Origin of the sequence: Jannaschia sp. M317, assembly GCF_025141175.1 — a bacterium.
In the GTDB taxonomy this organism is placed as follows: Bacteria; Pseudomonadota; Alphaproteobacteria; order Rhodobacterales; family Rhodobacteraceae; genus Jannaschia.
On sequence record NZ_CP081155.1, the window covers coordinates 118275 to 134113 of the forward strand.

Below are 15839 nucleotides of genomic sequence, written 5' to 3' on the forward strand. Positions count from 1 at the left end.
CCTGTCGGTCAGGCCACGTCCCACGTCATGATCTCGAAGCTGGTTTCCGTGGACACCTCCAGCCGGATCTGACCGGCGGCGAAATCCTCGAACTGGGCGACCATGTTGTTATCCCGCACCAGAATGACGGAGGCCACGTCAGAGTTTTCGTCGCCCGCGACAACCCGTTGGACCACCAGATCGAAGCTTGCAGCCAGATCCTGCGCCGAGCCGCTTTCGCGATAGAACAAAAGCGTGTCGCCAGCGTCGGCATCAAAATCCATCAACCGGGTCACGGCCGAAAACTCATCGGCAAGCAGGAACGTATCGGCCCCCGCACCGCCCCAGACCCGGTTCGAGAACCCGAGCCCACCAAACAGGAAGTCGTCGCCGCCGCCCCCGAACATCCGGTCGTCGCCGGCCCCGCCTGAAAGGGTGTCGTTACCGGACTGACCCGCGATCACATCGACGCCGGTGCCGCCCATCAGCACGTCGTTGCCGCCCATGCCGTTGATTTCACCGTTGCCATTGACCGTATCGTTGCCCGCCCCGGCAAAGACCCGGACCGGACCGCCCGTGCCGTCGATGACGTCATCGCCATTGCCGCCGTTGATCGTATCCACGCCAGAGGCGAATTCACCCGCCCGGATGACATCCTGGCCGGGACCGCCGTCGATCCGGTCGACGCCCGGACCGCCGTCGATGCTGTCATCGCCTTCGCCGCCGATCAGGGTATCGCGCCCTGCGCCACCGTCCAGCGTGTCATTTCCGGCCTCGCCGCGGATGTCATCGTTGCCATCCCCGCCGGACAGGTCGTCGGCCCCTTCGCCGCCGGTCAGCGTATCCTGGCCTGCGTCGCCCGTGGCCGTGTCGTCGCCAAGCCCGCCGCTGATGGCGTCATTGCCATCCCCGCCGGTCAGGCTGTCGTTGCCTTCGCCACCATCCAGCGTGTCGGGACCGGCCAGACCGTCCAGCGTATCGTCCCCGCCCATCCCGGACAGAAAATCGGAACCGGGGGTGCCCGTGCGTGTTTCGGCGGTGTCGTCGCCGACCAGGCGCGGCAGGTCGATCTCGAAGGTGACAGTCGCGGTGTCGCTGTCACCCGCGCCATCGGACACCGTGTAGTCAAAGCTGTCCTGCTGCCCGGTCAGCGCCAGCAGATCCAGCGCAGAACCATCGTAGGTGATCGTGCCATCCGCGCCCAGCGTCACAACCGCCCCCAGAGCCGACGTGGCCGAAACCCCGGTAATGCTCAGGGTCGCCCCGGCGTCGCCGGTGTCGTTGGCCAGCAACCGCTCTGCCGCGATGGTCAACGTTCCCGCGGCCACATCCGTCACGCCCAGCGCCGGGTCGGACAGGAAGGACACGAAGTTTTCGGCATACCTCTGGAAATTGGCATTGATCCCTGCCGCCGCGTCGATCGGCTCCAGGTAGAAATCGAGCGGGATCGAAGAGTAATAGACCGTCCCCGCGCCCAGACCGTAGCTGAAGGTCACGATCTCATCGGGATTGGTGCGGGTCAGAAAGGTCTCCGCCCCCTCCGGCAGGCTGCCGCGTGGGGTAAAGCCGTGGGTGCTCGAACTGCCTTGGTCGAGCGACGCATCCGTCAGACCGGTCGCCAGGGGGTGCCCGTCGTCCTCGAACTCGATGGAACGTTCGTCGGAAAAATCCCGGACGAAACCGATCCCGCCCGTCTCCGGCAGGGCTCCGGCTGTGCCGTTTCCGATGCCGCGGTCATGAAAGACCAAGATCAACCCCGCTTCGATCGCCGCCTGCAAGGCCGGCAGGCCGTCCCGCCATTCAGTACCGTAGCCGTTGTTGTCCTGGTTGTTCACCATCAGCACGTCGATGCCCATCAGGCTGTCGGCGGTGATCTCGGTCAGTTGTTGTCCGGTGGCCCCGGCATCAGCGATGATGTCGGCCTGCTCGCCCCGGCCTGCACCGCGCAGATCGTAGTATCCAACCGTATTGGCTTGGGGGATGTCATCTATCGCAGTTACGGGCATGGTAGGGCCTTTCGAGGCAAATTCTGAAATTTGAATACGATAGCCCAACGGTGCGGGCCGCTCACGGATCTGTCAATCGACCACGGCAGGTGATCCGGCAAGATGGCGCGACTTCGGTGGAAATCCGCCGTCGCCGGGCCGGGACCGGCCTGTCACACAGTCGTCACCAGCCTGTCACCAACCTGAAATCCGCGCGCCCTACCCGACCCGAAGGAGATCGGCCGCCCCGATCCCATCTGACCTTTTCCGCAGGAGAGCCCCATGAAAAACCTCGATCACCTCAGCGCCGATGACTGGGACGAACTGCACTCGCCCCGCCCTGAACAGACCCAATTCGACGATGTGGTCGCCAGCGCCGTGTCGCGCCGCGGCTTTCTGCGCGGCGTTTTGGCCGTGGGGTCGGGTGCGGCGGTCATGGGCACCGGCGTTTCGGCGCTGATGTCGTCGACCTCGGCCGCGCGCGCCGACGGCCATGCCCGTTTCGCCTTCGACGCGATCCCCGCGCAGACCGACTATACCGTCCACGTGCCCGAGGGCTACGAATGGGACGTGCTGGCCCGCTGGGGCGACGCGCTGTTCTCGGACGCCGAAGCCTTCGATCCGCAGACCGGCATCACCGTCGCGTCGTCTGACCGCGTCTTTGGCGAAAACACCGACGGCATGGAGGCCTTCGTGGTCGACGGCCGTCAGCTGATCGCCGTGAACCACGAATATGCCAACGTGAAGACGAACCTGCCCTGGAAAGGTGACGCGGAATTCACCGCCGACGACGTCACCATCCTGCAGAACATCCAGGGCGTCACCGTCATGGAAATCGCCGAGGGTGCGAACGGCTGGGAAATCGTCGTCGACAGCCCCTTCAACCGCCGCATCCACCACAACACGCCGATGACCATCGCCGGTCCTGCGGCCGGTCACGAGATGCTGCGCACCTCTGCCGACCCCGAAGGCACCGTGGCGCTGGGCACGCTGAACAACTGCGGCGCGGGCAAGACGCCCTGGGGCACCTATCTGACCTGCGAAGAGAACTTCAACGGCTACTTCGGCGCCTCTGACGAGGCCTCCGTCGACACCCCGGCGTTCAACCGCTACGGCGTCAACGCCAAGGGTCGCTACGGCTATGAACTGCACCAGGCCCGCTTCGACGTCACGCAGGAGCCGAACGAGCCCAACCGCTTCGGCTGGATCGTGGAAATCGACCCCGCCAACCCCGACAGCCAGCCGGTCAAACGCACCGCACTGGGCCGCTTCAAGCACGAAAACGCGGCCTGTGTGATCGCCGAGACCGGTCAGGTCGTGGTCTACCTGGGCGACGACGAGCGGGGCGAATACCTCTACAAATACGTCTCCAACGGCACCTACGTCGAAGGCGGGCCGACCGATGGCCTGCTCGATGACGGCACGCTCTATGTGGCCAAGTTCCAGGACGACATGACCGGCCGCTGGGTCGAGCTGTCGCCGGAAAACACCGGCATGGACGCGGGTCAAATCCTGATCCACACCCGCATGGCCGCCTCGGCGGTGGACGCGACCACCATGGACCGCCCGGAATGGGTGGCCGTGAACCCGGTCTCGGCCCAGGCCTATTGCGCGCTCACCAACAACCGCAACCGCGCGGTCAAGCCCAACGCCGGAGGCGATCCGACCCCGGTCAACGGCCCGAACCCGCGCGCCGAAAACAACTACGGTCAGATCGTGCGCTGGCTGCCCGATGGGGACGATCACGCCGCCCAGGGCTTCCGCTGGGACCTCTATGTCATGGCCGGCAACCCGATCGTGGGTCAGGCCGACTACAAGGGATCGGACAACATCGACGAGGGGAACCTGTTCAACTCGCCCGACGGGATGCAGTTCGACACGACCGGCACGCTCTGGATCCAGACCGATGGCGACGATTCGAACGAAGGCGCCTACACCGGCATGGGCAACAACCAGATGCTGGCAGGCGACCCGGAAACCGGCGAGATCCGCCGCTTCCTGACCGGGCCGAATGGCTCTGAGGTGACCGGCCTGACCTGGTCGGCGGACCTCAAGACGATGTTCCTGGGCATCCAGCACCCCTCCGCCCCGTTCCCCGACGGCGAAGGCGCCCTGCCCCGCTCGGCCATCGTGACGGTCAAACGCACGGACGGCGCCGTGGTCGGCTGATCAGCCCACCACAGGATCACGCGTCGGGGCACCTTCAGGTGCCCCGTTCGCGTTCGGGCCCATTCGTGTTCTGGCCCGTTGCTTGACAGGTGCCGCATCAGCGACACAGCATGACCGCCGGACAACGGAGCCCGCCATGTGGACGCACCTGAAGACCCTTTTGCAGATCGACCGCCCAATCCTTTCGGCCCCGATGGGCGGGGCGGCGGGCCCGGATCTGGTGGCCGCCGTCTGCAACGCGGGCGGCTTCGGGGTGATCCCCCTCTGGTCGCAGCCCCTGCCAGAGGTGCGCGCGGGCATCGCCGCGATCCGCGCGCAGACGGACCGGGGCTTTGCTGTCAACCTGAACCTTGGCTTCGACTGGCAAGATCGGTTGCAGGTCTGCATCGACGAAGGCGTCGCCGCCGTCTCGCTGTTCTGGGGGCATGACCCCCGCGCCATCGAGACCGCGAAATCCGCCGGGGTGCTGGTCTTGTCGTCCGTCGGGACCGCCGCCGAGGCGCGCCAGGCCGCAGACGCCGGGGCCGACATCATCGTGGCCCAAGGCTGGGAGGCCGGGGGCCACGTCTGGGGTCAGGTCGCCACCATGGCGCTGATCCCGGCGGTGGTGGATGCGGTCGATGTGCCGGTGATCGCGGCGGGCGGCATCGCCGACGGACGCGGGCTGGCGGCTGCGCTGATGCTGGGGGCCTCGGCGGGGTGGGTCGGCACCCGGTTTCTGGCCAGCCAGGAGGCGGCGATCCATCAGACCTACCGCGAACGGGTGCTGAAGGCGGGCGAGGACGGGACGACCTGGGCGCATGACCTTTACGACCTGTCCTGGCCCGACGCCCCGCACCGCGTGCTGACCAATTCGACGACCCGCCAATGGCAGGACGCGGGCAGCCCCGCGCCCGGCCTGCGCCCGCAGGAAGGCGAGGTCCTGGGCCACCGTCCGAACGGCGACCCGGTCACCCGGTATCAAAGCTATACGCCGATCGACGGCACCACCGGCACGGTCGAGGCGATGTCGCTCTGGGCCGGTCAGGGCGTCGGGCTTGCCCGCCATATCCAGCGCGCAGCCGAAATCGTCGAGGAACTGGATCGCGACGCCCGCCGCATCATCGCCGCCGGTGCCGCGACCTTCGGCTAGCGCGCGCCCATCGCCGCCACGGGATCACACCGGTGGCACCCGGTCACATGGTCGTTGACCATGCCAACGGCCTGCATCCAGGCATAGACGATGGTCGGCCCACAGAACTTGAACCCGGCCTTTTTCAGGTCCTTCGACATCTGCCGCGACAGGGGCGTTTCCGCCGGGACCTCCGCCAGGGACGCGGGGCGCATCTGCAACGGCGCACCGTCGACGTAATCCCAGCACCAGGCCGAGAAATCCGTGATCTCCAGATAGGCGCGGGCGTTGCCGATGGTCGCTTCGATCTTGCCCCGGTGACGCACGATCCCCGGATCGGCCAGTAGGCGCGTCACCTCCGCCTCGCCCCAGCCTGCGATCACCTCCGGCTCGAACCCCTCAAAGGCGGCGCGGAAATTCTCGCGCTTCTTCAGGATCGTGATCCAGCTCAGCCCGGCCTGAAACCCGTCCAGGATCAGCTTTTCCCACAGGGCCCGGCTGTCCCATTCCGGCACGCCCCAGTCGGTGTCGTGATACGCCTCGTACAAGGGATCCGCCCCGACCCAACCGCATCTTTCCATCACGTCACCTCTTCGGAACCTCGGCCGGACCCTGCCCGTTGAGGGCCCGAACCGCAATTGACGAAGGAGGCAGACATGCCCGCCATGACCGACGCCAAGATCCTGATCCTCTCTACCCATGGGTTTGAACAATCCGAGCTGGAAAAACCCCGCGACGATCTGCGTGCCAAGGGCGCGACCGTTCACGTGGCCACGCCCGACGGCCAGGCGATCAAGGGCTGGGACGGGGACAATTGGGGCGATGAGGCCGCGGCCGACCTGGCCCTTTCGGATGTAAAGATGTCCGACTACGACGCCATCGTGCTGCCCGGCGGCCAGATCAATCCCGACCTGTTGCGCGCCAACAAGGACGCCGTGGACCTGATCCGCGATTTCGTCGACGCGGGCCGCATCGTCGCCGCCGTCTGCCACGCGCCCTGGCTGTTGATCGAGGCGGGCGTGGTCGAAGGGCGCGAGATGACCGCCTATCCCTCGATCCGCACCGACCTGAAAAACGCCGGTGCCCATGTCGTCGACAAGCCCGTCGCCATTTCCAACGGCATCATCACCAGCCGGAACCCGGACGATTTGAACGATTTCGTGGCCAAGATCGTCGAAGAGGTCGAAGAAGGCCGCCACGAACGCCGCGCCGCTTAACGGCCCGGTAACGACCTGCATGGCACCTTGGCCCCACTCAGAGCCCGAGGTGCCATGCCCCGCAGAACCTTTGCCGACGTGGTCCCCGACGACCCGCTGACCTACGCCGTCACGGAACGCGACCGCGACATCCTGAACATGGTGCGTGGCGCGCTGACGTCGGGTGAGGTTATCCTGGCCTTTCAACCGGTGGTCAGCGCCGAAACCGGGGCCCCGGTGTTCTACGAGGGGCTGATCAGGTTGCTCGATGAGACGGGCCGCATCATCCCCGCCGGCCAGTTCATCGACGTGATCGAGGCGGAGGAGCTGGGCCGTCAGATCGATTGCGTCGCCCTCAATGCCGGCTTCGACGCCCTGTCCCGGCAACCCGACCTGCGCCTGTCCATCAACATGTCTGCCAGGTCCATCGGCTATCCCCGCTGGATGCAGATCCTGCACCACTGGATCGACCGCGACCCGACCGTGGCCGAACGCTTGATCCTGGAGGTAACGGAAAGTTCCGCAATGCTCGTCCCGGAACTGGTCAAAAGCTTCATGGCCGAGCTTCAGGACAAGGGCATCACCTTTGCGCTCGACGATTTCGGGGCGGGTCAGACGTCGTTCCGCTATCTCAAGGAATTCTACTTCGACATTCTCAAGATCGACGGCAGTTTCATTCACGATTGCCACAAGGACCCCGACAATCAATGCCTTCTCAAGGCGCTGATCATGATCGGACAGCAGTTCGACATGTTCACGGTGGCCGAATCGGTGGAAACCAAGGCCGATGCGCAATTCCTGGTGGATGCGGGAATCGATTGTCTTCAGGGCTACTACTACGGCGCACCGTTGGTCCGCCCCCCCTGGGAAGGTGACAGGCCCGCGCTGCAACCGGCCCCGGCCCGCCGCCAGGGGTGATCGTCGCGATAGCGCCAACAGCCGTTGTGGCACATGCAGTTGCGCCAGCCATGCCGGGGACGCAAGGCCGCTTTTCCATCTGTTGCTGTCGCAAACCGCCCGGAATGTTTGCGAATTTTGCCCGCAACCGCTAAGGCAGGCGCATATTCGTGCGCCGGGGGACCCCACCGAATCCGGGGCCGATGCCCTGACCCTGCGGCGCAAGGAAAGGACGTCCTCTATGACCAACGTTGTGATCGCCTCTGCCGCCCGCACACCCGTGGGCAGTTTCCTAGGCTCCTTCGCCACCACGCCCGCCCACGAACTGGGCCGCGCCGTGATCGAAGAGGTCGTCGCCCGCGCGGGTGTCGACAAGGCCGACGTCTCCGAGACGATCCTGGGTCAGGTCCTGACCGCCGGCCAGGGTCAGAACCCCGCCCGTCAGGCCCACATCAACGCCGGTCTCCCGCAGGAAGCCGCCGCTTGGGGCCTCAACCAGGTCTGCGGTTCGGGCCTGCGCGCCGTGGCGCTGGGCGCACAGCACATCATGCTGGGCGATGCCGCGATCGTCGTCGCGGGCGGACAGGAAAGCATGTCCCTCTCGCCCCATGCCCAGGCGATGCGTGCCGGGCAAAAGATGGGCGACATGAAATTGGTCGACACGATGATCAAGGACGGCCTGTGGGACGCGTTCAACAACTACCACATGGGCACCACCGCCGAAAACGTTGCCGAAAAATGGCAGATCTCCCGCGAGCAGCAGGACGAATTCGCCGTCGCCTCGCAGAACAAGGCCGAGGCCGCCCAAAAGGCCGGCAAGTTCGACGATGAGATCGCCGCCTATACCGTCAAGACCCGCAAGGGCGACATCATCGTCGACAAGGACGAATACATCCGCCACGGCGCGACCATGGAAGCGATGCAGAAACTGCGCCCCGCATTCTCCAAGGACGGTTCGGTCACCGCGGCCAATGCCTCCGGCCTCAACGACGGCGCCGCCGCCACGCTTCTGATGTCCGCCGATGACGCGGAAAAGCGCGGGATCGAGCCGCTGGCCCGCATCGCCTCCTACGCGACCGCCGGTCTGGACCCGTCGATCATGGGCGTGGGCCCGATCTACGCCTCGCGCAAGGCGCTGGACAAGGCGGGTTGGTCCGTCGACGACCTGGACCTGGTCGAGGCGAACGAAGCCTTCGCCGCCCAGGCCTGCGCCGTGAACAAGGAAATGGGCTGGGATCCGGCGATCGTGAACGTCAACGGTGGTGCCATCGCCATCGGTCACCCGATCGGTGCCTCCGGCTGCCGCGTGCTCAACACGCTGTTGTTCGAGATGCAGCGCCGCGGTGCCAAAAAGGGTCTCGCCACGCTGTGCATCGGCGGCGGCATGGGCGTCGCGCTCTGCGTTGAGCGGCCGTAAGCCTCGGCATCACGGACCAAGGGGCGGGCGACCGCCCCTTTTTTTCACGCGCAGGCGCTTTGCGGGTCGACAGGCCCGAAGCCGGACGCGAAACTAAATATCAAATCATCGTCTGAGGAGGACACTTCATGACTCGCACTGCACTCGTCACCGGCGGCAGCCGCGGCATCGGCGCCGCAATTGCCAAGGCGCTTCAGGAACAGGGCGCTCAGGTCGCCGCGACCTACGCCGGCAACGACGAACGGGCGAAGCAATTCACCGAAGAAACCGGCATCAAGACCTACAAGTGGGACGTGGCCGACTACGATGCCTGCCAGGCGGGCATCGCCCAGGTCGAGGCCGATCTGGGCCCCGTCGACATTCTGGTCAACAACGCGGGCATCACCCGCGACGCGCCGTTCCACAAGATGACGCCGCAGCACTGGAAAGAGGTCATCGACACCAACCTGAACGGTGTCTTCAACATGACCCACAACGTCTGGGGCGGCATGCGCGAGCGTAAGTTCGGCCGCATCGTCACGATCAGCTCGATCAACGGCCAAAAGGGTCAGTTCGCCCAGGCCAACTATGCCGCGACCAAGGCCGGTGACATCGGCTTTACCAAGGCCCTGGCCCAGGAAGGTGCGCGCGCCAACATCACGGTGAACGTGGTGGCCCCTGGCTACATCAACACCGACATGATGAGCACGATTCCCGAAAAGGTCATGGACGTCATCGTCGGCGCCATTCCGGTCGGCCGCCTGGGCGAAGCAGAGGAGATCGCGCGCTGCGTGGCCTTCCTGACGTCGGACGATGCGGGCTTCATCACCGGCTCGACCATCAGCGCGAATGGCGGACAGTACCTGGCCTGAGGCTTTTGTACAAAACGGGGCAGACCCCCTGCGGGATCTGCCCCAAAACGTGAATACCTGGCCCGACCCCTTCCGCCGAAGGGGTCGGGCCTTTTCTTCAGGCGTGGCGGGGGGACCGCCCCAGCATGAAGCTCGGCAGACGGAAGGTCAGCAGCGCGCGAAAGGCGGCGGCACGCTCGGCGCGGGCACGGGCAAAGGCTTCGTCATAGGTGCGGGTGGTATGCGTCTCGAACATAACGGGTATTCCTTGAGTTCAATGTTTCTGTGTCTGAACTCAATATGACGGCGATCATTACTCATAACAAACGAGACTTTCCAATGCCTCGGTTAAGTTATACTTAAGCGTCATGCCCGAACGCCTGCCCCCTCTCACCGCCCTCCGTGCCTTTGAGGCCGCCGCCCGTCACCTGTCATTCCAGGACGCAGCAGCGGAGCTGTCGGTCACCCCCGCCGCCCTCTCGTTCCAGATCAAATCGCTGGAGGAACACCTGGGCGCCCCCCTCTTCCGCAGGCTCAACCGGCGGGTCGAACTGACCGAGGCAGGTCGCGCCCTGACGGAGCCTGCAACCCAAGGATTTCAGACACTTGCGGGCGGCTGGCGCGCGGCCAAGCGAACCCTGGACAGCGGCATCCTGACGGTCACCGCAGGACCTGCCTTCACCGCCAAATGGCTCGCCCCGCGGCTGTTCCACTTTGCGCAGAAACACCCGGAGATCGAGCTTCGCTTTGCTGCCACGCTACGGATGCTCGACTTTTCCACCGACGACATCGACATCGCCATTCGCTTTGGCCCCAGCGACAGCAAGGCCGACGCCGGGCTGCACCTGGCGATGCAGATTGGTGAATGGCTGACCCCCATGATGCACCCGGATCTGGTCGCCAAATACCCCACGCCCGAAAGCCTGCTGGAGGCACCGATCATTTTCGACGATTCGATTGCTTTCTTGCAGAATTCAGTCTCTTGGGCGGACTGGTTCGGTGCCAACGGCATCCGCGCAGACGACCTGCACGGCCCCCATTTCAGCCAGGCCGATCACGCAATCGACGCCGCGCAATCGGGGGCAGGCGTGGTGCTGGGGCGTTTGTCCCTGGCCGAAAGTTCCCTGCGCAAGGGCCAGTTGATCGCGCCCTTCGAACTGGCGCTTGTTCCGCGCGCATTCTTTAGCGTGCTGACGCCAAAGGGTGCCGAGACGCGGCCCAACACGCGCGCCTTTCTCGATTGGCTGGCCGCCGAGGTGGCACGCATGGACGATCACACCAAGGGGCGCCGGATGATTGATGCAGGCAGCCTGGAGCCCATGAAAAAGGCCCGCTGAAAGCGGGCCTACGGTTCATCTTGTGGGGGCGCGGTCAGTGCGTGGCCGCGCTGGAAAGCTTCTCGATCTGTTGCTTGATCGCCAGCTTGCGTTTCTTCATCTCGCTGAGTGCGACACTGTCGGAGCCCGGACTCCGTTGTTCCTCTTCCACCTGCCGGGAGAGTGTCTCGTGCTTCTTCCGCAGTTCTTGAAGGTGCGAGGTAAGCGACATGGCAGTCTCCTTTGATGTTGATGTCCTTGCAGTGCAGCACGACCGTCACGTATCTGTCACGAAAAATCGAAACGCTGCGGCGGATTGTTGCAAGGCATTCGATCTATCGCAGGGACAATGGGCCCATGTTTCGCAGGATCTCTTCCGCCTCTGGTGCGTAGCCGTCGCTGCCGTCTGCTGCATGCAGATTGAGCGGCGCGCACAAACGCAGGGCGGCGCGGGATCCCTTCACCCCCTGCACGATGACGCGTTTGGCGGGGGTTCCGGGGCGGGCGGCGACCGGTTGGACCACCAGCCCACCCAGGGCCGCGGCCATCGGCGTCACCAGATCCGCCAACCTGTCCGCGCGGGCAATCAGCGTCACGCTGCCCTTGGGGGCCGCGCGCTTGCAGGCGATTTCGACCCAGCGGCGCAGGTCCCCCGGTCGCGCCTCGCGCAGGCCGGCTTCGCGCGCGGGCGCATGGGCCGGCGACCCGGCGGAGGCCCCAAAATAGGGCGGGTTCGACACGACGTGATCCCACTGCCTGTTGCGCAGATCGGGCGGCAGGGTCAGCACATCCGCCTCTGCCACCTCGGCGGTGCCGTTGGCACGGGCCAGGGCGGCGGCGACGGGTTCTGTCTCCAGGCCCGTCAAGGTCAGACCGGGCACCCGCGTGCCCAGGCAATACATCACGGCCCCCACACCGCAGCCCAGATCCAGCACGCTTTGCCCCGCACGGGCCGGCACGGCGGCGGCCAGCAACACGGCGTCGGATCCGGCACGGAACCCTGTCACCGTTTGCCGCAGCACCAGCCGCCCGCCAAGGAACGCATCCCGCGTCTGGGTCATTCGGACACGGCGACCCCGTTGTCGGACATCGTGGCGCGCGCCAGGAACAGATCCCGGTCCGCCACCATCATCCGGCGCGGCAATATGCCGATGGATCCCTCCAACACCGACGTGTTGGCGTCCAGAACGAAGCAGTCTATACCCTCGCCGTCCAGAAGGGCGGAAGCAAATGCGATGATCGTCGGGTCGTTGGTGCGCAGAAGTTCTTTCATGGCAAACAGCTATGGGCCCGCGCGGCCCTTGTCGAGATAGGGACCCCATGACCGACGCCAAACCGATCAAACCGCACGAACGTCTTGCAGCCGCCTGCGCCGCCGAGATGGAGTCGGTGAATGCGGTCATCCGGGGACGCATGGCCTCGGAGCACGCGCCGCGGATTCCCGAGGTGACGGCCCATCTGGTCGAGGCGGGCGGCAAACGGGTCCGCCCCCTGCTGACCGTGGCCTGTGCCAAGATGTGCGGTGTCCAGGGCGACGACCACATCAAGCTGGCCGCGACGGTAGAGTTCATCCACACCGCCACCCTGCTGCACGACGACGTCGTCGACGAAAGCGATCAGCGCCGCGGGCGGCCCACGGCGAACCTGCTGTGGGACAACCAGTCCAGCGTCCTGGTCGGCGACTATCTGTTCGCCCGCTCGTTCCAGTTGATGGTCGAGACGGGCAGCCTGCGGGTGCTCGACATCCTGTCGGGCGCGGCGGCCACGATCGCCGAGGGCGAGGTCCTGCAACTGACCGCCGCGCGCAATCTGGCAACCACGGAGGCAACCTATCTGCAGGTGGTGCGCGGCAAGACGGCGGCGCTGTTCGAAGCGGCGGCCAAGGTTGGCGGCGTGGTTGCAGGGGCCCCCGAAGACCAGGTGGAGGCCCTGGCGGAGTTTGGCGACGCGCTGGGGGTCAGCTTTCAGATCGTGGATGACTGGCTGGACTATGGCGGCGCCGGCGACAGTATCGGCAAGAACCTGGGCGATGACTTCCGCGAGGGCAAGCTGACCCTGCCGGTGATCCGCGCCCTGGCCCGTGGCGACGACGCGGAACGGGCGTTCTGGAAGGCCGCGCTTGAACAGGGCAAGGCCGACGACCTGGACCGCGCCCGCGCCATCCTGGCCCGACACGGCACGCTGGACGAAACCCGGCTGGAGGCACTGGCCTGGCGCGACCGCGCCAAGGCGGCGCTGACCCGCCTGCCGCCATCCGATCTGCGCGATATGCTGGGCGATCTGGCCGATTACGTGGTGGCCCGCGCGCATTGACGGGTCAGGCGGCCTGAAGCCCGCCCTACGGCCTTATGATTGCTGGCGGTTGCGTTCACACGTCGGCCGCCCGGCGATCCAGTCAGGACAGGCGCGTCGCGCGCACCCACCATCCCGGCCGCGCAAGGTGGCGGGCGGCGCGGGCGGCGGCGGCTTGGGTGGGATACAGACCAAAGCAGGTTGCCCCCGATCCCGACATCCGCACGACGCCGGCATCCGTCTGATGCAGGGCCGTGCGAACCTCGTCGATGCCGGGGGCCACGGCCATCGCCGGGTTTTCAAGGTCGTTGCGCTGTCGCCGCAGCCAATGGATCAACGCCTCTGCATCGTGCCAGCGCGGCAGGTCCCCGTGGCCCATGTTGTCGGGCGAGGCCAGCCCTGCGAACACCGCACCCGTCGGCACCGCAAGGCCGGGATTGACCAACACCGCGTGCACCTTTGGCATCGACACCGCCGCAACCCGATCCCCGATCCCCCGCATGTGCGCTGCGCGCCCAAGCGTGCAAACCGGCAGATCGGCCCCCAACGTCAAAAGCTGCGCCACGCCGGGGTCCGCCCCCACCCCCCGCAGCGCGGCGGCGGCATCGGCGGAGCCACCGCCGATGCCCGCCGGATGGGGCAGCTGCTTGTCCAGGGTAACGGCCCGCGGCTGTCCGACCAGGGTCAGCGCGCGACGGATCAGGTTTCGGTCGTCGGTGGGCACGCCTTTGGCAAAGGGCCCCGTGACCCGTAGGTGGTCGCCTGGCGCCAACACCAGACGATCCCCCACATCCGCAAAGGCCACCAGCGAGTCGAGCAGGTGGTATCCATCCGCCCGCCGTCCCGTCACATGCAGCGTCAGGTTGATCTTGGCGGCGGCAAAGACCTCTTCGGTCCCGGAGGCCGGCATATCAGTCCTGCGCGGCCTTCAGGGGGCCGGCACCGCCTTCCTCTTCGAGGACGACATCCAGACCGACCTCCAGCTTGCGGCGGATGCGGACGGCCTCGTCTTCTTCGGGGTCGAGCGACAGCGCGCGGTGCCACTGAAACTCCGCCTCTCGCTTGCGGCCAACAGTCCAGAGAACGTCACCCAGGTGATCGTTGATGATCGGGTCGAGCGGTTCAAGTTGGGCCGCCCGCTCCATCGGGGCCACCGCCTCCTCATAGCGGCCCAGGCGGTAGTAGACCCAGCCAAGCGAATCCGTGATGTAGCCATCGTCCGGCCGGGCGGCGACGGCCCGTTCGATCATGTCCAGCGCCTCGGCCAGTTTCACCCGCTTTTCCACCAGGCCATACCCGAGGTAGTTCAGAACCTGCGGCTGATCCGGGTTCAGTTCCAGCGCCTTGCGGAAATCTGCCTCTGCCGCGTCCCAAAGGTCCTGTCGTTCCTGGGTGATCCCGCGCACGTAGTGCAGATACCAATCGCGGCGGCTCTCCTCTTCGATCATGGAGATGGCCTGACCATAGGCAGATGTGCTTTCGGCAAAGCGGTCCAACCGGCGCAGGGTATCGCCATAAGCGGCCCAGACTTCCCGCCGTTCGGGGTTGGATTTGGTCAGGGCCGACAGCACTTCGACTGCCGCGTCTTCCTTGCCCGAGGCCAGCAGAACCTCTGCGCGGGTGATTTCCGCCCCGAAAAAGGCCGGGTGATTGCGCGGCACGCGGTTGAGCACCTCGTTGGCGAGATCGTATTGGCCCTGCTCTTCGAGCAGCTCGGCGGTCAGGACCAAGGCTTCCATGTGGCTGGGGCGCAAGGCATTGGCAGCGCGCGCCGACAACAGCGTGAACGTCGGCGATGTCTCTCCGGCGAAGATGGCGGCCAGGGTAAAGTAGGCCTCGGCCATGCCGTCGGGTGCCTGGGTGATAAAATTCCAGCCGATGTCTTGACCGGCTTCTACGCGGGCGGCCAGATCCTGCAGGGCCGGGCTGTTGGTCGCATCGTTGGCCTGGGCCAGCATTTCCAGGGCGTCATCGCTCCGATCCAGTTGCAACAGGATCTGCGCATGAGCCTCGACCCCCCGGCTGGACACACCGATCGGGCCAAAGGCCCGGCCAGACAGGATCTCATCCGCGCCAGCGAAATCGCCCGACCAGGCAAGCACATAGGCACGGTGCAGATGCGCGATGGGCGCAAACCCTTCGGTCGTGGCCAGCGCGTCCAGCGCGGCCAGCGCGTCCTCGGTCCGGCCCTGCCCCACGGCAATCCAACCACGCAGCAGCCCATCCAGCAGCGCCCCCGCCACGCCGCGTTCGTCGATCAGCGCCAGCGCCGCGTCATAGTCCCCCTCGCGCAGGAAGTTCACCAGTTCGGCACCATCCGCGAACTGGCTGGGCGTGTTGGATGCGCGCAGCAGACCCGCCGCCCGCGCGGCCCGGTCGAAATCGCCCACGGCGGAATAGATCACGACGGCATTTTCCAGGATGCGCGGGTTCGCGGCACCGCGCGCGATCAGCGCGTCGTAATAGGTCGCGGCATTGTCGTAGTCGTTGGAATAGCCTGCGATCCGGGCCGCCAGATAGGGACCGGACAGGCCCTGCGCCTGCACCGCCGCCCCCAGGGGCGCGATCAGCAGGGTGGAGGCCACAAGCAGGGAACGAAACAGCATCGACGCAATCCTCGAACAGGGGGTTCGCGCCACGCTAGGGG

Annotated in this window: 16 protein-coding genes; 8 read left to right on the forward strand and 8 right to left on the reverse strand. The window is 66.0% G+C overall.

Going from position 1 to position 15839, the window contains the following annotated elements; genetic code table 11:
• Nucleotides 1-8 precede the first annotated feature (8 nt).
• The gene (locus K3551_RS00660) at nucleotides 9-1985 is read right to left on the reverse strand and encodes an Ig-like domain-containing protein (RefSeq protein WP_259916769.1); all 1977 of its coding nucleotides are present in this window, start codon (nucleotides 1983-1985) and stop codon (nucleotides 9-11) included.
• 261 nt (nucleotides 1986-2246) lie between these two features.
• Here K3551_RS00660 and K3551_RS00665 point away from each other — a divergent pair, with 261 nt between their 5' ends.
• Both K3551_RS00665 and K3551_RS00670 read left to right on the forward strand, forming a co-directional pair.
• Nucleotides 2247-4133 (forward strand): PhoX family phosphatase, encoded by a 1887-nt coding sequence (locus tag K3551_RS00665; protein WP_259916772.1) that lies wholly within the window; start codon nucleotides 2247-2249, stop codon nucleotides 4131-4133.
• 136 nt (nucleotides 4134-4269) lie between these two features.
• On the forward strand, nucleotides 4270-5265 hold the full coding sequence (locus K3551_RS00670) for a nitronate monooxygenase family protein (protein ID WP_259916775.1): 996 nt from the start codon (nucleotides 4270-4272) through the stop codon (nucleotides 5263-5265).
• On the opposite strand, the gene K3551_RS00675 is transcribed toward K3551_RS00670, so the two are convergent.
• Nucleotides 5262-5825, reverse strand: a complete 564-nt coding sequence (locus K3551_RS00675) for a DNA-3-methyladenine glycosylase I (RefSeq protein WP_259916777.1) — start codon at nucleotides 5823-5825, stop codon at nucleotides 5262-5264. The two genes, K3551_RS00670 and K3551_RS00675, sit on opposite strands and share 4 nt — an antisense overlap.
• 75 nt (nucleotides 5826-5900) lie before the next feature.
• Between K3551_RS00675 and K3551_RS00680 the strand changes: the two genes are divergently transcribed.
• The 4 genes from K3551_RS00680 (at nucleotide 5901) to phbB (ending at nucleotide 9605) form a co-directional block, all read left to right on the forward strand.
• On the forward strand, nucleotides 5901-6461 hold the full coding sequence (locus K3551_RS00680; RefSeq protein ID WP_259916779.1) for a type 1 glutamine amidotransferase domain-containing protein: 561 nt from the start codon (nucleotides 5901-5903) through the stop codon (nucleotides 6459-6461).
• A 54-nt stretch (nucleotides 6462-6515) separates the two neighbouring features.
• The gene (locus tag K3551_RS00685) at nucleotides 6516-7358 is read left to right on the forward strand and encodes an EAL domain-containing protein (RefSeq protein WP_259916780.1); all 843 of its coding nucleotides are present in this window, start codon (nucleotides 6516-6518) and stop codon (nucleotides 7356-7358) included.
• Nucleotides 7359-7578: 220 nt separating this feature from the next.
• A complete protein-coding gene (locus K3551_RS00690; protein ID WP_259916781.1) occupies nucleotides 7579-8754 on the forward strand; it encodes an acetyl-CoA C-acetyltransferase in 1176 nt (391 codons plus the stop codon).
• A gap of 128 nt (nucleotides 8755-8882) precedes the next feature.
• The gene (gene phbB, locus K3551_RS00695; RefSeq protein WP_259916784.1) at nucleotides 8883-9605 is read left to right on the forward strand and encodes an acetoacetyl-CoA reductase; all 723 of its coding nucleotides are present in this window, start codon (nucleotides 8883-8885) and stop codon (nucleotides 9603-9605) included.
• A 97-nt stretch (nucleotides 9606-9702) separates the two neighbouring features.
• Here phbB and K3551_RS00700 read toward each other — a convergent pair whose 3' ends face one another.
• Nucleotides 9703-9840, reverse strand: coding sequence for a hypothetical protein (locus K3551_RS00700; RefSeq protein WP_259916787.1), 138 nt, complete (start codon nucleotides 9838-9840; stop codon nucleotides 9703-9705).
• Between the two features lie 112 nt (nucleotides 9841-9952).
• Here K3551_RS00700 and gcvA point away from each other — a divergent pair, with 112 nt between their 5' ends.
• A complete protein-coding gene (gene gcvA, locus K3551_RS00705) occupies nucleotides 9953-10921 on the forward strand; it encodes a transcriptional regulator GcvA (RefSeq protein ID WP_259916789.1) in 969 nt (322 codons plus the stop codon).
• A gap of 34 nt (nucleotides 10922-10955) precedes the next feature.
• Here gcvA and K3551_RS00710 read toward each other — a convergent pair whose 3' ends face one another.
• The 3 genes from K3551_RS00710 to K3551_RS00720 all read right to left on the reverse strand — a co-directional run bounded on the left by K3551_RS00710 (nucleotide 10956) and on the right by K3551_RS00720 (nucleotide 12173).
• Nucleotides 10956-11132, reverse strand: a complete 177-nt coding sequence (locus tag K3551_RS00710; protein WP_259916791.1) for a YdcH family protein — start codon at nucleotides 11130-11132, stop codon at nucleotides 10956-10958.
• Between the two features lie 103 nt (nucleotides 11133-11235).
• The gene (locus K3551_RS00715) at nucleotides 11236-11961 is read right to left on the reverse strand and encodes a tRNA1(Val) (adenine(37)-N6)-methyltransferase (RefSeq protein ID WP_259916793.1); all 726 of its coding nucleotides are present in this window, start codon (nucleotides 11959-11961) and stop codon (nucleotides 11236-11238) included.
• Nucleotides 11958-12173 carry a DUF2007 domain-containing protein gene (locus tag K3551_RS00720; protein WP_259916795.1) on the reverse strand — a complete coding sequence of 72 codons (216 nt, stop codon included), beginning with the start codon at nucleotides 12171-12173 and terminating at the stop codon, nucleotides 11958-11960. The genes K3551_RS00715 and K3551_RS00720 overlap by 4 nt, the downstream gene beginning before the upstream one ends.
• 47 nt (nucleotides 12174-12220) lie before the next feature.
• Here K3551_RS00720 and K3551_RS00725 point away from each other — a divergent pair, with 47 nt between their 5' ends.
• Nucleotides 12221-13213, forward strand: a complete 993-nt coding sequence (locus tag K3551_RS00725; protein ID WP_259916796.1) for a polyprenyl synthetase family protein — start codon at nucleotides 12221-12223, stop codon at nucleotides 13211-13213.
• Between the two features lie 82 nt (nucleotides 13214-13295).
• Here the strand turns inward: K3551_RS00725 and K3551_RS00730 are convergent, their stop codons facing one another.
• Nucleotides 13296-14102 (reverse strand): 4-(cytidine 5'-diphospho)-2-C-methyl-D-erythritol kinase, encoded by an 807-nt coding sequence (locus tag K3551_RS00730; RefSeq protein WP_259916798.1) that lies wholly within the window; start codon nucleotides 14100-14102, stop codon nucleotides 13296-13298.
• 1 nt (nucleotide 14103) lies between these two features.
• A complete protein-coding gene (locus tag K3551_RS00735) occupies nucleotides 14104-15798 on the reverse strand; it encodes a tetratricopeptide repeat protein (RefSeq protein WP_259916799.1) in 1695 nt (564 codons plus the stop codon).
• Nucleotides 15799-15839: the final 41 nt, after the last annotated feature.

Coding starts and splice junctions, on each gene's coding strand:
- K3551_RS00660 (WP_259916769.1), bottom strand. CDS start 1,985: ATGCCCGTAACTGCGATAGATGACATCCCCCAAGCCAATACGGTTGGA.
- K3551_RS00665 (WP_259916772.1), top strand. CDS start 2,247: ATGAAAAACCTCGATCACCTCAGCGCCGATGACTGGGACGAACTGCAC.
- K3551_RS00670 (WP_259916775.1), top strand. CDS start 4,270: ATGTGGACGCACCTGAAGACCCTTTTGCAGATCGACCGCCCAATCCTT.
- K3551_RS00675 (WP_259916777.1), bottom strand. CDS start 5,825: ATGGAAAGATGCGGTTGGGTCGGGGCGGATCCCTTGTACGAGGCGTAT.
- K3551_RS00680 (WP_259916779.1), top strand. CDS start 5,901: ATGCCCGCCATGACCGACGCCAAGATCCTGATCCTCTCTACCCATGGG.
- K3551_RS00685 (WP_259916780.1), top strand. CDS start 6,516: ATGCCCCGCAGAACCTTTGCCGACGTGGTCCCCGACGACCCGCTGACC.
- K3551_RS00690 (WP_259916781.1), top strand. CDS start 7,579: ATGACCAACGTTGTGATCGCCTCTGCCGCCCGCACACCCGTGGGCAGT.
- phbB (WP_259916784.1), top strand. CDS start 8,883: ATGACTCGCACTGCACTCGTCACCGGCGGCAGCCGCGGCATCGGCGCC.
- K3551_RS00700 (WP_259916787.1), bottom strand. CDS start 9,840: ATGTTCGAGACGCATACCACCCGCACCTATGACGAAGCCTTTGCCCGT.
- gcvA (WP_259916789.1), top strand. CDS start 9,953: ATGCCCGAACGCCTGCCCCCTCTCACCGCCCTCCGTGCCTTTGAGGCC.
- K3551_RS00710 (WP_259916791.1), bottom strand. CDS start 11,132: ATGTCGCTTACCTCGCACCTTCAAGAACTGCGGAAGAAGCACGAGACA.
- K3551_RS00715 (WP_259916793.1), bottom strand. CDS start 11,961: ATGACCCAGACGCGGGATGCGTTCCTTGGCGGGCGGCTGGTGCTGCGG.
- K3551_RS00720 (WP_259916795.1), bottom strand. CDS start 12,173: ATGAAAGAACTTCTGCGCACCAACGACCCGACGATCATCGCATTTGCT.
- K3551_RS00725 (WP_259916796.1), top strand. CDS start 12,221: ATGACCGACGCCAAACCGATCAAACCGCACGAACGTCTTGCAGCCGCC.
- K3551_RS00730 (WP_259916798.1), bottom strand. CDS start 14,102: ATGCCGGCCTCCGGGACCGAAGAGGTCTTTGCCGCCGCCAAGATCAAC.
- K3551_RS00735 (WP_259916799.1), bottom strand. CDS start 15,798: ATGCTGTTTCGTTCCCTGCTTGTGGCCTCCACCCTGCTGATCGCGCCC.